The organism is Flavobacteriales bacterium (assembly GCA_020435415.1).
GTDB lineage: Bacteria > Bacteroidota > Bacteroidia > JACJYZ01 > JACJYZ01 > JACJYZ01.
The window spans coordinates 1-16096 of sequence record JAGQZQ010000004.1 but is presented as its reverse complement, the minus strand read 5'-3'; the positions used below and the strand labels follow the sequence as shown (position 1 = coordinate 16096).

Sequence of the window (16096 nt, the reverse complement as noted above, 5' to 3'; positions counted from 1 at the left end):
ATAGTTTTGCGATCTTATTCGTTCTCCAATGCTTCTATCCTGCTTCTCAACTCTGCATTCTCCGCATCCAACTGTTTCAGTGCATTGATCATAACATAGAATAATGCACTCTGATCATAACTTAATGCATCCACCTCATATACCTGCTCCTGTCTGTGTACCGGTTGCAAAATGATGCTATCATTGGGCCCCACCAATGTATCCGTACGAACATATATGTTGTCCGTACGGATGTAGGTCTTTTCCTGGAACATGTTGGCATCCCGGCCACGCACTTCGATCTTGTGTGATTTGACCGTGTATGGTGCCACAGACTGCATATCCTGAGCAATCACACCTACAAACTCCGTGGTGGTGTCCGCATAGATGCCCCGGTATTTGTATTTCATGGGATGCACCTGGCGGATCGTTTCAATGCCGTCTGTGAATGAGGCTGTATCTTTTTTCACTCTTCTGTCTGAGAAGGTGAGCCAGGATCCGCCTCCCTGCATGGAGGCTCTTCCATTCACGGAAAAAGTCGTGTCCGGTGTCGCTGTATTGATACCCACCCTCGGAATGTTATGCACACTGCCGGCCGAACCCAGACCAGTACCATAGATCAGATTGCCGATGTTCAGCTGGTTCGAACTGGTCACCGAAAGGCCGTTGCGTACATCATTCCCGATCAGGATATTGTTCGAGCCGGTGGTGATGCTGGAAGAGGTGCTGGGGAAATTCCCCAGGATGGTATTGTATGAACCGGTGGTGATATCGTGTCCGGCCTGAAAACCGATGCCTGTATTACTTCCCGCGGTGGTACTGTTTTTGAGCGATTGATAACCGTTGCCGGTGTTGTTGCTGCCGGTGGTATTGGTGTATAACACATATGAACCTTCCGCCGTATTATAGTTACCGGTGGTGTTACTATACAATGCCTGGGTTCCGTTAGCAAAGTTAGATACTCCTGTGCTATTGGTATACAATGCCTGCGGACCGATACCCACATTCAAACTACCAGTAGTATTTCCATTAAGCGTGAAGGATCCGATCGCTACGTTATAGGAACCGGTGGTATTGTTGATCAATGCATCCACACCGATCGCTGTATTTTGTCCGCCGGTGGTATTGGCTTTCAGGGCCTCTTCGCCCACAGCGGTATTATTAATTCCGGTAGTATTATTATACAATGCACTGGAACCGATTCCCGTATTAGATGTTCCGGTGGTATTGTACCGCAATGAAAAAGAACCCAAACTGGTATTGCCGTTACCTGTGGTATTTGAGTTTAACGAAGTGATACCTACCGCGGTATTGTAACTTCCGGTAGTATTTGATTGTAATGCATTATAGCCGATTCCGGTGTTATTGGTACCTGTCGTGTTTGTGTAAAGCGTCTGGTATCCGATACCGGTATTCTGACTTCCGCCCGTATTGGAGCGGAGGCTGTTTGCACCCAGAGCTGTATTCTGGGTACCGCTGGTGGTAGAAAACAATGCACCTATACCAACGCTCGTGTTATACTTACCTGATCCGGAAGTCAGACTTCTCAAACCGTTTCCAAACGCGATCGAACCTATCAATTGAGAACTGCCCTGAGCTGCCAGATAGACCATTGGTGTATCATTAACAGCAATCGTGCGGTCCGCAATTGACGAATTGCCCGCAATACTTAAACGATAGGCAGGGGTCTCCGTACCCAAACCGAAATTACCTCCCGTATAGTAAATATCACCTCCACTCTGCTCCCATAATTCACCTGCTACCTTTGCCCATTCAGTTGTTGTACCGTTATAAAAATACACCGCACTTTCATCCGTATCATAAACCATCAAACCATCAGCAGGAGATGAAACTGCGCCGCGTTCCGTGGTTGTCATACGAGGAATAAGCATTCCTTTTGTTGTTGACATCACATCCAGAATTGCAGACGGGTCAGGGGTTGTATCGGTTATACTAATCACAACACCCACCGTATCCTGGGCGTGTACCATCTGCCAACCAACCAGTGCAATAAATACAGCAACTACGGTCAGCCTTTGTTTTTTACGGATCATCTTCATGAATTTATAAATACTGTGATAGATTCCTGCCCGCCCAAATAACCATGCGGCATTGTAATATTATCTAAAGTAGAGCAAGATGGATTTTCTGACCACACACTGACTGCCATCAATGTCAGTTCCGCGAATAAAATGACGCACCAAATTCTCAGGGTGCAATTATATGATTTCAATTTATTCTAACCAACTTTTGTATCAATTCGCCATCTGAATTATTGAAGTCACCACCTGAAACATCGTTTATTTATAATAATCATAAGCCGTATTAAAATATTAACATTTTATCATGTACCATTTAACACCAATACTCAAATAAAAAATAAATACGTATTAATACTTAATTATTCCTGCTTATGGAATGCGTTTCCCAAAAAGACATGTCACATGGTAATCCAGCAGAGAATCTCTTCCGAACATAGCATGGATAAAGAGAAAAGCAGGAGGACCCTCCGGCCTTCAGAAATATTTGCTATTGCATCACGCCGGTGCTGAGCTGGAACAATGGCAGGTACATGGCAATGAGAATAACACCCACAACAAGGCCGAGGAAGATGATCATCAGCGGTTCCACAAAACTACCAAGCAGTCCCGTCTGGTATTCCACCTCTTCCCCATACTGTTTCGCGAGTTGTTCGAATATGACATCCAGTTGATTCACTTCCTCGGCTACTTTAACAAGTGCTGTTAATCTGGAAGGGAAAATGTCATGTGCACCCAGGCCTTCATGCAATGTTCCTCCCTCCATCACTTCCTTCCCGATTTGATCCAGGCTCTTTTCCATAGGATAATAACCGATCATGTTGCGCACCAACTCCAATGCCTGAAGCATCGGAACATTGGCACTCATCAGCAAGGCCATGGATCTGCAAAACCTGGCCGCATATATTTTCTTAACCAACAGACCCGCCACAGGAAAACGCAGCACCACCATCGATAGCACTTTCCGAAAACCATCCTTCTTTCGTTGTGAATAACCTGCAATAAGCAAACCCACGAGGCCGACCATCAGCCAGCCACCCCACGCACGGACAAAAGCGGAAAGGTCAACGATCATTTTGGTTATGGGTGGAAGATCACCGCCGAACCGTTTAAAGACATCCGCAAACATGGGTACCATAAACTGCATCATAAAATAGATGGCACCGAAGGCGACCGTCATGACAATGGCGGGATATGACAAAGCGTTGATCACCTGTCTGCGTTGCCGAATCCTTGCATTGAAATATCCCGCCAGTTCGCGGAACACTTCCAGCAACTTCCCTGATTCCTCACCGATTTGCAAGCTGTAATATTCATAGGGTGAAAACTTCCCTGTCTTCCGGATCGCTTCGGAAAGGGTCTCCCCGTTCAACACACGACCACGGATATCGGCAAACAGCACCTGATCCTTTTTCTTCTTCTGTTCTTTTTCAATATGATCCAAACACGATTTGATGTCCACACCCGCACCCATCAGAATCTCGAGTTCATGATAAAACGCTTCCTTATCCTTATCCGGTAACGCGCTTCCAAAGAGCTGTATGTCCCTATTAAGGAAATCCATAAAGCCTTTCGATCCGGCTGTTCCGGTTGTGCGCTTATCAGACTTAACAGTTGATGCCTTGTATTGTTTCAGGTCAATGGCCATGGATCATGCTTATCTGCCGGGTGTGTGATTCAGAATCGCTTCGTGCCGCATTTTCTCGTCTGCCGCATATATCTTATAAAAACGAAATGATACCGGCGTCTCGCCGATTTGCGCTTCCCATTTCCACTCATCAATAGGCGATACATTCGTTGTTATGGTGTTGCCATTATAGTATGATTCTCTTTCTGAAATATCAACATAAAAGGTATCCGTAACCTGACCGGTTTCACGAACCACCCCGTTGGCTAGAATATGATATACGATATCAGGACCAACCATTCGCTTTAACCTGACTCCATCCACCTCGCTCAGCACCTCCAGGGACCGGTCCGCATCTCCCTGCACGGCACCTTCAAGCCGGTATACCTCCAGCCATTTCTCCCGGCTGTCTTTCAAATGGGCTAATCGTTCGCCTGTAATGCGAAGTGCCGTAGCCGCCGTGGCAACCACAATGCCGGTGATGATCATCACCACCACCAGTTCGATCAGGGTAAAGGACTGCAGCCTGTCAGCGGTTCGCATGGATCAATACCTTATAAGTTGCCAATGATTTCTGGCTTTCATCCAGTGCACTCACCTCGAGAACTTTCACACCTGTCCAGCGACTTTCCCGGATCGTTTTCCGGATCATCAAGCCGTCCGCATTCCATGACTCATCCAGGAAACGTTTGTGCATCAATGCATCCGCAGCAGCATCCTTGACCATCACATGGGCTTTTACAACAGAGGCATTCTGACCCCGCTGCACCACGTTTGTATAAATCATCATACCCACTCCGAACGTTCCCATTACGATCACCATAGCAATCAATGTCTCCAGCAATGTGGATGCACTCAATTTATGAACTCTTATTCCAGCCATTGCACCCATTTTTTTTCTGCAGCATCCGGCCACAGTGCGGCGCCAACATAAAAATCCGAAAGTGATTCCCGGTCAATTACCGCATCCAGCAAATGGTTCTGATAAACTGAGGAAGGGGTTTTCAGGATAAGTTCATCCACGGTGAGATTTCCATGAATCGTACCCTGAACCTGTGCATTTCCCTGCACATAAACCTGTCCCGTCAAAGTGGTTTCCTCTCCCAAAACAACCAACGTCCGGCTGTTGCGTTCCCGGGGCATAACAAAAATCACACCGCCCACGGACGCATTTTTTTCCATACGGACTTCAGATGATTCTTTTCCGGTTTTTTGTGACCTCAGCACCAGTGCGCTCGGGTATGCCAGCTGACAATCTTCGCCCACAATGATATCTTCGGTTGCCAATGCCTGTAAGCTACCGTTGAATCCGGATTCTATTTCAATGATGGGCGCAATCAACAACACCTGCTTCAAATGTGCGGATCTTAACACCGATATCTTACGGTCTGCCTGTATGACGATGTGCCCCAGCAAATCCACATCACCTACCACGATGCTTGTTCCTGTAATGACACGGGGAGGTGCCGTGAATGACTGATGCATGTTTAATATAGGTTGATTATCAGCAAAAATGTAAAGGCTATCTTCCGTCGAAAATCGCTCGGTCATCTGACGGTCCAGTTCACCTAGCGCATCTGTATCCGGTGGCTTAACGGCCTTATCACTTTTGGAAGTTACCCCATCAATCAACCGTTGACCATCGAAGCTCTTTCCTTCAATATAGGCTCGTTTCACCATGGCCTCGGGAAGGTATGCTTTCCCCCTGACCAACGTTTTCCCGCAAACCGACAAGGCCCGGTTCCGGTCGCTCAGGTACAGCGCATAATCACTATCCGGTCCGGGCTTTCTTCCCATGAGGACTGCACGTTCTGCAACATTCCTGGTGAGTGTCTGCGCTACTGCAACCTCAAACACCCCCCACGGATAACGCCGGACAGAAATGTTGTCGCTGCCATCACCATACAAATCCACCTCTGTTGCCTGCTGTCCGGGCGCATCCTCACCCAACATCAGGTAAAGGCCCGACAATGTATTGCGGGATTCCCGTGCACGTTCATCCATCCGGAGGGTCTGCACATTGAACAGGTACGATAAAAGGATAAAGGATGATGAGAGTGCTGCAATCAGAAGTGCCACAGCCAGTGCATATATGAGGGAAGACGCTTTTAGCATAGGGCGCTCCTCACTCCTTCTTTTTCCCGGATGGTGTCTTTTTCTCCTTAGGCTTCTGCTTGTCGGTTGACTTATCCTTCTCCTGCGTCTTTTGATCCTTCAGATTCTCAGGCGGCGATTTCTTTTTCTTCCCGTCATCTTCTTTGCGCTTCTTATTCTCCCTATCCACTTTATCCACCTTCTCTCTATCTTTCTTCTGACTTTTCTCCTTGTCCACTTTTGTTCTTTTTTCTTTATCGGATTTTGGAGATGTCCATGATTTGATCGCATCTCCGGAAGATCGCCAGACCCTGACTGCACCCGGGGCCTGATATTCCCGGAGGTTTCCTTTTTTGTAATAGAAGACCTTTGCCGAATCACCATCATATTCTCTTAACCGGCCATGTACCTTCCCTTCACAATGTTTTCCGCTCTTCTGCAATTCATTTTTTTCATTGTAATAACGAAAGGCTCCATGGGCTTTTCCCTGCCGGTAGTTCACAATCTGACGAACATGTCCGTTCTCATCCCACTGCATCCACTTCCCTACCTTCAAACCGAATCTGTACTTCCCTCTTTTCCTCAAGTCATGATCTTTGTGGTATTGTGTATACCAGCCATTGAGAACCTGTCCGTCCACACCGCCAACCGTGCGATGAATCTCATAGGATCGGTGCCATGCATAGGTGCGGCTTTCCCTGGCCCTGACCTTTTTCTTCTTCAACAGATATACGCTGGCTTTGGCTGGATAGCCGCTATCAATCACCGCCACCTCACCGTTTGTCTTGGTATAATTAGGCGATTGTGCACGGGTTGTCAATGCCATACTGGTGACAACCAGGCTCAACAGGGAGATCTTACAAAACGAAACTGACGAAACAAATTTCATCATCATATATTATTTTCTTAGAATGGTCTTCTTTTCTCCTTCATATTTCAGTTGCACGGAATCGGAGTACAGCTTCACCACCTTCACCTGAACCGCTTCCTCACCTTCCGCCAAAAGGAAATTCTTATTGTCCACCGAAAGTATCGCTACCTCCTTGCCTGCTCCTTTCACAACGCCACTGAACTTGACATCAGGCCATCGCAACGGCGGTTTCGGTTCAGGCTTTGCCTTGGGCTTGACAGGAGCCGAAGACTGGCTGCTGACCGGCCGATAGGTTCGCACGTTGTTCCTGATGACCGAACGTTCCAGAAACGGATCCGATGGTAACTCCAGCAATGCAAAACTGTTGTTCTCGAGATCACATGGCACTTCCTTCATGACAGCAGGAACAACGGCATATGTTTCCTGTCCACCCCATCCGTCGACAAGGCGGTAAATGACCAGGCCCCAGACCACAGCGGCAGCTACCAGAAGTATATAGACGTTGGTCTTCTTTTTCATTTGACCGTAAATATTCTTTTCAGGCTGCTTTTACTCAGGTGACCTGAGGCATCTTCAGACTGCACCTGCCAGTAATAAACCGAATCAACCGATGAATGACTAAAAACGTAATTCGGCTGTGTCAATACCTTGGGGTATCCGGGCAACAATGTATTGCCATCCGGGTGGTAAACCGAGAGGTAGTCTAATGCCACATCCGCCGCATGGCTCCACGACAACTGAACGGGAAAGGAATCCAATACCGCATTGTTGGGCGGGTAAGTGAGTGTCGGAGCAACCGGCGGCGTAGTATCAATCGTTAACGTACGCACGGAATAGCCCGAGTTATAAGTATCATTTCTTCCCAGAACCCGCCATGAATGAGCGCCATCGGATTTGAAGGTGTATACAAATGTGGTATCCGTTGTATTGTAGCTGTTCTGAACATTCTGCGGTTTGCTGAAATCCGGTTTTGCAAACTCAATCGTGTATGTATTGGCACCAGCAATACTACGCCAGGAAAATTCCAGGGTGGTGGTATCAGAAATATACTTATCATCAGGCGAAAGCAACTTCACAATTTGGGTACTTATATCGTTCGTAGAATCGATGGTCAGCGTTCTGTAAACATAGGGGGTATATGACGAACCGTTCTCTGCTCTCAGTCTCCATTGATATTCCCGTCCCTGGTTCAGCACAAGGGTAACTCGATCCGCCTGAATTAGTGAATCCACTGCAAACTCAACGATGCTGTCAAAACTGGGATGCACAACCTGCAAATGATACGACAGTGCGCCTTTGACCTCTTCCCATAAAAAGAGATTCTCCCGGTTTTTGGATTTAAGTTTATCGGTAGGCGCAATGATCTTCACCTGCTTATTGGTGATGTCCTCTTCAAAGAAATCCTTGCATGCTTTTATCACGAACATACCCGGCACCAGGATCAGAAGCAGAAGCAATTTGTTACGATACATGTTTTACAATATTTTGAAGATATATGGATGCCATCAGGTAGCTTCTCTTGGAACGCACGTCTTCCACCACCTGAAACTGAAGAGAAGATACATGTCCTTTGCTGCCATCCTTTTCCAGCATATAAGCCAGTTGCATTAAATCATTGAACTTCCCCTGAACAGTCACCTTATAAGTGATCATATTCAGATCACCACGAACTGTTTCCGTACCCGCTGGGAATGAAGCCAGGATCAGGTTATGGTCTGCACAAAAAGTGGCCACCGATGCCAGGATCTGATCCTGATTCACACCGGAAGCATATTTTCCCATCTGCTGATTCAAACAGGACAAGCGACTTTCCAACACCTCCAGTTTACGGGGTGCATTCCTTGCCTGCTCAATCATTTGTTCCGCTTCCCTTACCTCAGACGCCAGGTTCACGGTATTGCGCACGGCAAGGAAATATGCCAGAACCGCAAATGCTGCAGCACCTATCCACAGAAGTTGAAGCTTACGTTTATATGAGGTTTTTCTGTTCATTTGCCCAGCGTTGCCTCCAGTTCAAAGTAACCAATACTTTCATTGCTCTTCTGATGGTAATCCGTGATCTTCACATCGGTAATTCCCTCCACGGATTTGACAACCTTGATCCAATCGTTAAGAATAAGGCTGTTCGTGGTTGCTCCTGAAATAACCATGTGTTGTCCGTCAAACTGAACATCCGCCTTGGTAGCGGAAGCCACCTCACTTTTCCTGGGAGGATATACATGCAACATGGTCAATTGAACCTTCTCGGGAACCGAAGATGCCACCCGGTTGACAAAGTACGATGCCTGAGCGGAAGCATTCCATCCCGCGTTTGACAGGAAATGTTCCTGCTCATCCAGTAAGGCCTGCATTTCATTGACCTGATCTACCTTTCTGCCGTTGATGGATATTTCCTCCTCCAATCGCTGGTTCTCTTTTTCATAATGACCATACATCAGAAAATTGGCGAGCAACATGGTGAAGAAGAAAATTAACAGCATCCATCCCGATTTCCTGAACAGCACCTTCTGTTCATATTCCACCTTCCCCCGCTTCATCAGCTCATCATCGGATGCCGGTGCCGGATCAATACCGGCCAGACTGACAAAAGCCTGGGAGAACCCAATCAACTCAGACGCTTTCCAGCTCTTTTGATCAATCTCAACAGCCACATCCTCTGTTGGAGAAGTACCATTGACATTGAACTTTTCCAATCCCTCCTTACCGATCCATAAGTGAAAATCACCCACGTGCATCTCCTCCTCTTTCACCGTCAACAAAGGAAGTACATGATCCATCAGCAACGGCCCCAGTGTCACATTCACCACATCCAATCCGGCCTCCGAAAATATGTGCAGCCATTTTTCAAGCTGATCTTTCCGTGTGGCGGATACACATGGTGCTGTTCTTTCACCGGGTTGAATTTGCACCAGCAGATCTTTTAGTCTGGCGTTGGGTAAGATCTGGGGCAGCAGATCAACATAGTCTCCCTCGAATGCCGTAACCTTCTTGTGCATGATGCCCTTTCCATGAAGACATATACTCACCGGCAAACCGGGTGATACATGTTGTTTGAGTTCTTCGATGGATGTAATGCCGGAGAACGACCTGTCATGCGTCACGGATTCTTTCTTTCGCGACAGCACCACCCCGCTTATCAGCATCTTTCCGTCGTCCAGAATCTTGACATCCAGGCCTGCAACAGAATCTGGCCTGGTCAATTTTCGCCGTATGTTGTCAATCTGATGCACAATCAATAAATGACCGTTGGTTTGATAAACAGACTCAGTTTGGATTTTGAATCCTGTTTTGTACGACTGCTGAAGAACCATTTAAGAACGGGCACCCGCGATAAGAAAGGTGTGCCTGTACCCGTATCGTTATTGGCTTTTTCTTCCAGGCCACCGAGCACCACCATATCTCCGTTCTTCACCCTTACGAGGGACTGGAAGCTGCGGGTCACTTTGCCAGGAGGCGCTGTGTCACTCACTCTTGCAGTGAAATCAGACTGCTCCACGGTGATATCCAGGGTCACATGATCATCTCCCGAAACCACCGGGGTTATTTTGATTTTAAGGCTTGCCTCCAGACTCTTCCATACCGTCTGCGTTATGTTCTGTGGCGTTTGCGTACCTACCACACTGTTGGTCACCTCCGGATAAAAGGCCGTTGCCCCGATACTCATATTCGCTTCATTTCCATTGATAGTAGCGAGCTTGGGCGTTGATCTTTTCTTGATAAAGCCCTGTTGCTCCATCGCTTCAATGTCTATATAAAAATTAGGGCTTACGCTGCCGAGGTTGATCAGGCCACTGGTACCCATGAGGGACAACAGCTCGTTAATTCTTTCCGCATTCATCGTGTACTTGACACCGGGCAGAAGTTCCCGGTTATTCGGAGGATCATCCGACAATCCGGCCTTAATACCGGTGCTGACCGTCGTATTGCTGTTCACATCCACTATAATAATTTCAATCAGGACGAGGGGTACCACCTTATCCACCCCTTTCAGGAATTCCTGAATTTCCCTGATGGCCCGTTCGGAACCACTCATCACAAGGCTGTTCTGTTCTTTCTCCACCACAATCTCCACACCGGCTCTCAGGTCCTTGGGTATCACTTTTTCTATTGTTTCCGCCCTTCTGTATTGCAATGGATGAACAATGGCAAGCCTGATGCTCTCGGTTTTTCTTTCTCCGATCTGGTAGACCTGACCTTCCTTGGTAAAGCCGTGGTCAGTACCATTGAAAAGAAATGTCAGCAATTGATCATAGGTGACCCTGGTCAGACTCATGTTCGCATCGCCTTTGGGTTCCGAGAGCAGGTTGAAATTCACCCCCAATTGCTGGGACGCTTCAGCCACCACATCTGCGATGGGAACGGCAGTGGCATCCACATTCATAAGCACGGGATCGGTTCCCGCAATCACTTCCACCTTCAGTCCGGCATTTGCACTGCGGTTTCCACCACTGCGATCTCCCTTTTTGTTATTGCGACCTCCGTTGTTGGATCCGGCATCATTGCCCGCAGATTCCTTTCCGATCACAAAAAAACCATCGTCGGTTTTGTTCAGTACCAATCCGTTGGCATAGGCAATCTTATCCAACGCACTCTCAAAAGGCACATTCTGAAGAAAGCCACTTATGATCTGACGACTCACCTCCTTTTGAATGATCACATTCTTACCGGATCGTTTGGTAATCTCGCGGGCCACCAGTTCGAGGGTATCATTTTTCAGATCCACGGTGAGGGCATCCCCCGCACTGTCGTAAGAAACCGTAATGACTTTAGGCACATAAGCCTTTGGTTCCGGCTTGGGAGCCTCGTATTTGGAGATAGAAATAATAGACCCGATGAACTTCAGGTCCAGGTCATATTGCTTGCATAAAAACAGCAGGATATTCTTGACAGATTCTCCTGCAAAGTTGTTCACCACCGTAATATTCAGGTTCGGATCAACATTGATGTTAAGTGAATTGGAAATGGCCATGGCCCGGACAAACTCCTGAATGGGTGCACCGGAAACCGATGTCCTGACGGTCTCATTCAGATTAGGCGCAGTGGTTTCGCCCAAAGCTTCCAGCTGCATTTGCATCACCGCAAAACGATCCGGGGTTTGAGCCGTTGCCACCCCCGAAAAAAGCATGAGCACAAAAATAAATACTCTGAATTGCAAGCCAGTCATCAGCTATGATTAATTAAAAGTGGATAAATCTCTTCGAGGGATGTTTGCCCGCTCTCCAGCAGTTCCAGCGCGTTACCCGCTAACGTTTTCACGCCATATTTTTTAAGATGGTCTTCGATGTCATGCGCACCCTCCCTGATTGCGGCCTGCAACATTTCATCCACAGGAATCACTTCAAAGATAGCTTTCCTGCCCTTATATCCTGTATAATAACAGGACTCACATCCAACGGGTTCGAACTGTTTGGCAATATGCGATGCGGACCGGAAGCCATCCGGAAGATCATTGCCGGAGAGGTCTTTCTGTTGTTTACAATCAGGACACAGCAGGCGTACAAGCCGTTGGGCCATGGTGGTATTCAGGGTGCCGGCGATCAGAAAGGGAGGTATCCCCATGTCCACAAGCCGTGATACCGTGCCCCAGGCAGAATTCGTATGAATGGTGGATAGCACGAGATGGCCGGTCAATGAAGCCCGAATAGCCATAGCAGCGGTTTCTCCATCCCTGATCTCACCCAACATGATGATATCCGGGTCTTGCCGGAGGAATGTGCGCAGTGCCCGGGCAAAGGTCAGACCGATGTCTTCCTTTAGCTGCACCTGGTTGATGCCCTCCAGGGTATACTCGATCGGATCCTCGATGGTCACAATGTTGCGACTTTCCTTATTCAGCAGTTTCAAAGTCGCATACAATGTGGTGGTCTTTCCTGATCCGGTAGGTCCGCTTATCAGCACAATACCGTGAGGCTTTCTCACCCCTCTGAGGTAGTTCGCCAGGTCGGTTTCGGAAAAGCCGATTGCTTCCAGGTCGATGTCCGTAGCATCTTTGTTCAATAGCCTCATCACGATCTTTTCTCCGTGCAGGGTGGGCAGGATACTCACCCGGATATCGAACTTTTCTCCACCTCTTTTAAATCCGATCCGGCCGTCTTGTGGCAATCGTTTCTCTGCGATATCCAGGTTGGCTTTGATCTTGATCTTGTTAACAAATCCCGGGTAATCCGACTTACTGATCACATAGCGCTCCACCAATTGCCCGTCAACCCTGATCCGCACGCGACAGCGGTCCTCGTACGGCTCTACATGAATGTCACTGCTGCCAAGGTGTTTTGCATCATGGATCAGGTTTGCCAGAAAATCTTCTGCTTCGGCCTGATCAAGTTTTGCCGGCGCTTTTGAAGTTTGCCGGCTGGTTTTCCTGTAGAACTTCGCCAGGGCCTTTCCAATCTCCTCAGCAGGCCGGGGTGTGAATGTCACCTTTTTCCCCAGCACCATTTCCAGCTCCATGGCCGTATTGGACACTTCCACCGTTTCATCCACAAAGAATGTCAACAGGTCATCTGCTGACGTACCGGGCAACACCCTGTAATGCCAGGCTTGTTCCGGGGTGATCAGTTGCAACAGATCTGTGGAGGGTGCAATAGCCATGGTCGTTAGCTGAATTGGAGTATCAGGCTTTTGAAGTCGGGCTGAAAAATCTGCACGATGGTCAGCAAAAGAGCCAAACCACCGGCAAGGGGAATCTGATGTGATGCCTTTGTGAACAACATTCTGTAAATAAGAAAAACAAAAAGAACGACCATCAATCCACCCAGGTATAATGCCACAAATCCGGGAAGTGAAAAGCCGAAACACATGATCCCTATAAAAAGTATATCACCCCACCCGATATAGACATCCGCCAGATGAACAAGCCTTCTTTCCTTCAGGGAGAAGTACAGGGTAAGCGCTCCGTACTGCACTGCAAAAAAACCGATGTTCACCATACTCTCCCGTAGCCATATCTCCCACCCTGATCCGGAAATGCTTTGCCAGGCAATGAGCGCACCCCAGACGACAACGATAAGCCAGGACACCGCACGATAGCGAAAATCCTGGTATGCGATAATCATCAGCAGCAATATGCTGACAATGGTGAGGTAGGTCTGCAAGGAATTAGTCTTTTACGGTTTCGGTTAATTGTTTCTCCTGGTTTATCTCCCATATGTTCAATTCTCCGTCGCCGTCAAAATCAACAGTTGCTCTTGCACGGGCAATAAAGCCGTTCCCACCGCCTTCTACCAGCTCTATCACATATTTTGCCGTTCCTCCCTCATCCACCAGTTTTTCCTGTTCGAATGATATCTCGTCCAGATTGGCGGCATACTTCGAATGCTCCATGAAATAAGTTTTCTGCAGTGTATAGACGTGTTCCAGCTGCAGCTTTGCCTCCGTGCTATGGGCCTTGGAGATAAGGGGCATCAGGTTGGGCAGCGCCAGAAGAACAAGGATACCTACAATGACAAGTACGACAAGGAGCTCGGTGAGTGAAAATGCCTTAAGTCTATGACTTTTGATTCGTGTTTTCATGTTATTCAATACTTTATTGGATTCCGTTGCCAAAAAGGGGAACCAAGATACTACACTCCCGGCACTTATTAAAACCATACGTTTACCCATATACACCAGTGGTTTGTCAAACTATACCTGTTGTTTACCGAATGTTGTTAATATGTTAATTTGAGAATTTGAAAATGTGTTGATTTGAAAATGGGCAGGCTGGTGTGCTGATATGAGAATGCAGGCTCAACGGTGATTTCATTGAATACCCAGCTAGCGCGAATGTTCTCGAAGGCAGCTGGCGCGGATTTGCAATCCGTGCCAATATACCAATATAGACGATGCACGAATTAACATCCCATGAAGCTTTCGCAAAAATTCACACAAGCTGCGTATTGGAACATCGGCGTTAGCGGAAATGCACGGATTGCAAATCCGCGCCAGCCAGGAGTGGTAACATGAAAATGCAAGCTCAACAGTGATTTCATTGAATATGGTTGGCAGTGGTGGTTGGGGAACTTACACTTCTTCATTTTGTTCCCTGTTAAAGTTAGCGACTAATTTCTATTTTTATTCGCTACGCTTTTTAGGGGAGTCTTCAGAACCATCACCGGGAAACGCTTTTATTTACAATAACCTTGACCTGTGTTAAAATATTAACATTTTAGCGTGTGTCATTTTAACTTCAAGATTAAAAAAACGAAACTACGTAGTAATACGTAGTAAGTAATTTCCCAGAAACGCATCTGGATGATCGAAGACATTTACGAAACTTGAATGCTCTTTTGTAAGTTTGGATATCAAAAGGAAATTCAAAGTGCTTTTATCGTGGCATTGAAGAAATTATAGTCAGGTGTAATCTGAGATAAATGGGTATCATACAAAGACAAAGCTTACAAAATACCATTGTCACATATATAGGTATTGCTGTCGGATTCATCAACTTACTGATTATCCAACCTGCCTTCCTCACACCTGAAGAAATAGGGTTAACCCGTGTCTTATTTTCTCTTTCCTACCTAATTGCCGTGATCATTCCCATCGGCGGGGAAAAGATAACAACAAAGTTTCTACCTCTCTTCAAGAGCTCAGATAACGGAGACAATGGCTTCCTGGTTCTAATCACCGGATACATGGTTTGCGGATTTACCGTTGTCTCGCTGATCATATTTTGCTTCCGCTCTTATTTTATCAATATATACGCAGATCAATCACAGGTTCTTGGTGAGTATCTCGGTTATGTTTTCCCATTATCCTTTTTTCTTGCTGGTGTCAATGTGTTGAACGTTTATACATTTAGTTACTTCAAAACTGTATTCCCTTCTGTTCTTAATAACATTCTTGTACGAATCATATTTATCACGCTCATCAGTATTTATTCAATAAAACTGATAACCTTAAAAACTTTTATTCAGCTCTATGTGGGTATTTATGGCTTGCAGATCCTAATTCAATTCATTTATATACTCCGGATTTCCAAGCCCACATTGATAATCAATCGGAAGATCCTGAAAGAAGTCAGGGTAACCAAGGTAATTACCTTCGGTTTATTAATTGCATTGACCGCATTTTCAGCCATAGGGTTAAAATATCTTGACACGGTCATGCTTGCAAACTACATTTCACTTGATTTGGTAGGTATATATGCCATTGTAGCCTTTATTCCCACTGTAATTGAAGTTCCTTTGGGTGCAATAGAAAAAATCAGTGATCCTAAGATTACCACGGCACTTATAACAAACAATACCACTGAGATCAAAGCTATTTATTATAAATCCAGCAAGTATATGCTGATTCTGGGTGGTCTGATATTCCTGTTAATTACAGCCAACATTAATTTTCTTGTTCAATTACTTCCGGAGGAATATGCTATCGGCCGGGATATTGTACCGATCTTATGCGTTGGCGCTTTCCTGAATATGGCATTTGGATCAAACAGCACACTAATTTTTAATTCTCACCTATACAAGTATGGGGTTTTATTTATTTTCCTAATGATCGTTT

15 protein-coding genes are annotated in these 16096 nt (G+C 46.5%); 1 reads left to right on the top strand and 14 read right to left on the bottom strand.

Going from position 1 to position 16096, the window contains the following annotated elements; genetic code table 11:
* Positions 1-14 precede the first annotated feature (14 nt).
* From KDD36_01520 to KDD36_01455, 14 genes are all read right to left on the bottom strand, one after another.
* Positions 15-2033, bottom strand: a complete 2019-nt coding sequence (locus KDD36_01520) for a tail fiber domain-containing protein (GenBank protein ID MCB0395299.1) — start codon at positions 2031-2033, stop codon at positions 15-17.
* A 475-nt stretch (positions 2034-2508) separates the two neighbouring features.
* The gene (locus tag KDD36_01515) at positions 2509-3666 is read right to left on the bottom strand and encodes a type II secretion system F family protein (protein ID MCB0395298.1); all 1158 of its coding nucleotides are present in this window, start codon (positions 3664-3666) and stop codon (positions 2509-2511) included.
* 9 nt (positions 3667-3675) lie between these two features.
* Positions 3676-4188, bottom strand: coding sequence for a prepilin-type N-terminal cleavage/methylation domain-containing protein (locus tag KDD36_01510; GenBank protein ID MCB0395297.1), 513 nt, complete (start codon positions 4186-4188; stop codon positions 3676-3678).
* The gene (locus tag KDD36_01505; protein ID MCB0395296.1) at positions 4175-4528 is read right to left on the bottom strand and encodes a hypothetical protein; all 354 of its coding nucleotides are present in this window, start codon (positions 4526-4528) and stop codon (positions 4175-4177) included. The genes KDD36_01510 and KDD36_01505 overlap by 14 nt, the downstream gene beginning before the upstream one ends.
* Positions 4516-5760: a hypothetical protein gene (locus tag KDD36_01500; protein MCB0395295.1), complete on the bottom strand. Its 1245-nt coding sequence runs from the start codon at positions 5758-5760 to the stop codon at positions 4516-4518. Before KDD36_01500 ends, KDD36_01505 begins: the two co-directional genes overlap by 13 nt.
* Positions 5761-5770: 10 nt before the next feature.
* Positions 5771-6631: a hypothetical protein gene (locus tag KDD36_01495; GenBank protein MCB0395294.1), complete on the bottom strand. Its 861-nt coding sequence runs from the start codon at positions 6629-6631 to the stop codon at positions 5771-5773.
* A 6-nt stretch (positions 6632-6637) separates the two neighbouring features.
* Positions 6638-7129, bottom strand: coding sequence for a hypothetical protein (locus KDD36_01490; GenBank protein ID MCB0395293.1), 492 nt, complete (start codon positions 7127-7129; stop codon positions 6638-6640).
* Positions 7126-8082, bottom strand: a complete 957-nt coding sequence (locus tag KDD36_01485) for a hypothetical protein (GenBank protein MCB0395292.1) — start codon at positions 8080-8082, stop codon at positions 7126-7128. Before KDD36_01485 ends, KDD36_01490 begins: the two co-directional genes overlap by 4 nt.
* A complete protein-coding gene (locus tag KDD36_01480) occupies positions 8072-8602 on the bottom strand; it encodes a hypothetical protein (protein ID MCB0395291.1) in 531 nt (176 codons plus the stop codon). The genes KDD36_01485 and KDD36_01480 overlap by 11 nt, the downstream gene beginning before the upstream one ends.
* On the bottom strand, positions 8599-9810 hold the full coding sequence (locus tag KDD36_01475; protein MCB0395290.1) for a hypothetical protein: 1212 nt from the start codon (positions 9808-9810) through the stop codon (positions 8599-8601). Before KDD36_01475 ends, KDD36_01480 begins: the two co-directional genes overlap by 4 nt.
* 32 nt (positions 9811-9842) lie before the next feature.
* Positions 9843-11774, bottom strand: coding sequence for a hypothetical protein (locus KDD36_01470; GenBank protein MCB0395289.1), 1932 nt, complete (start codon positions 11772-11774; stop codon positions 9843-9845).
* A complete protein-coding gene (locus KDD36_01465; GenBank protein MCB0395288.1) occupies positions 11774-13201 on the bottom strand; it encodes a type II/IV secretion system protein in 1428 nt (475 codons plus the stop codon). The genes KDD36_01470 and KDD36_01465 overlap by 1 nt, the downstream gene beginning before the upstream one ends.
* Positions 13202-13206: 5 nt before the next feature.
* Positions 13207-13704, bottom strand: coding sequence for a hypothetical protein (locus KDD36_01460; GenBank protein MCB0395287.1), 498 nt, complete (start codon positions 13702-13704; stop codon positions 13207-13209).
* Between the two features lie 4 nt (positions 13705-13708).
* Positions 13709-14122 (bottom strand): prepilin-type N-terminal cleavage/methylation domain-containing protein, encoded by a 414-nt coding sequence (locus KDD36_01455; GenBank protein MCB0395286.1) that lies wholly within the window; start codon positions 14120-14122, stop codon positions 13709-13711.
* 839 nt (positions 14123-14961) lie between these two features.
* Between KDD36_01455 and KDD36_01450 the strand changes: the two genes are divergently transcribed.
* A partial coding sequence (locus KDD36_01450) for a hypothetical protein (protein MCB0395285.1) occupies positions 14962-16096 on the top strand: 1135 nt, incomplete at its 3' end.

Bases quoted from the DNA above. Each gene is read 5' to 3' on its own strand.
- KDD36_01520 (MCB0395299.1), bottom strand. From the start codon at position 2,033: ATGATCCGTAAAAAACAAAGGCTGACCGTAGTTGCTGTATTTATTGCA.
- KDD36_01515 (MCB0395298.1), bottom strand. From the start codon at position 3,666: ATGGCCATTGACCTGAAACAATACAAGGCATCAACTGTTAAGTCTGAT.
- KDD36_01510 (MCB0395297.1), bottom strand. From the start codon at position 4,188: ATGCGAACCGCTGACAGGCTGCAGTCCTTTACCCTGATCGAACTGGTG.
- KDD36_01505 (MCB0395296.1), bottom strand. From the start codon at position 4,528: ATGGCTGGAATAAGAGTTCATAAATTGAGTGCATCCACATTGCTGGAG.
- KDD36_01500 (MCB0395295.1), bottom strand. From the start codon at position 5,760: ATGCTAAAAGCGTCTTCCCTCATATATGCACTGGCTGTGGCACTTCTG.
- KDD36_01495 (MCB0395294.1), bottom strand. From the start codon at position 6,631: ATGATGAAATTTGTTTCGTCAGTTTCGTTTTGTAAGATCTCCCTGTTG.
- KDD36_01490 (MCB0395293.1), bottom strand. From the start codon at position 7,129: ATGAAAAAGAAGACCAACGTCTATATACTTCTGGTAGCTGCCGCTGTG.
- KDD36_01485 (MCB0395292.1), bottom strand. From the start codon at position 8,082: ATGTATCGTAACAAATTGCTTCTGCTTCTGATCCTGGTGCCGGGTATG.
- KDD36_01480 (MCB0395291.1), bottom strand. From the start codon at position 8,602: ATGAACAGAAAAACCTCATATAAACGTAAGCTTCAACTTCTGTGGATA.
- KDD36_01470 (MCB0395289.1), bottom strand. From the start codon at position 11,774: ATGACTGGCTTGCAATTCAGAGTATTTATTTTTGTGCTCATGCTTTTT.
- KDD36_01465 (MCB0395288.1), bottom strand. From the start codon at position 13,201: ATGGCTATTGCACCCTCCACAGATCTGTTGCAACTGATCACCCCGGAA.
- KDD36_01455 (MCB0395286.1), bottom strand. From the start codon at position 14,122: ATGAAAACACGAATCAAAAGTCATAGACTTAAGGCATTTTCACTCACC.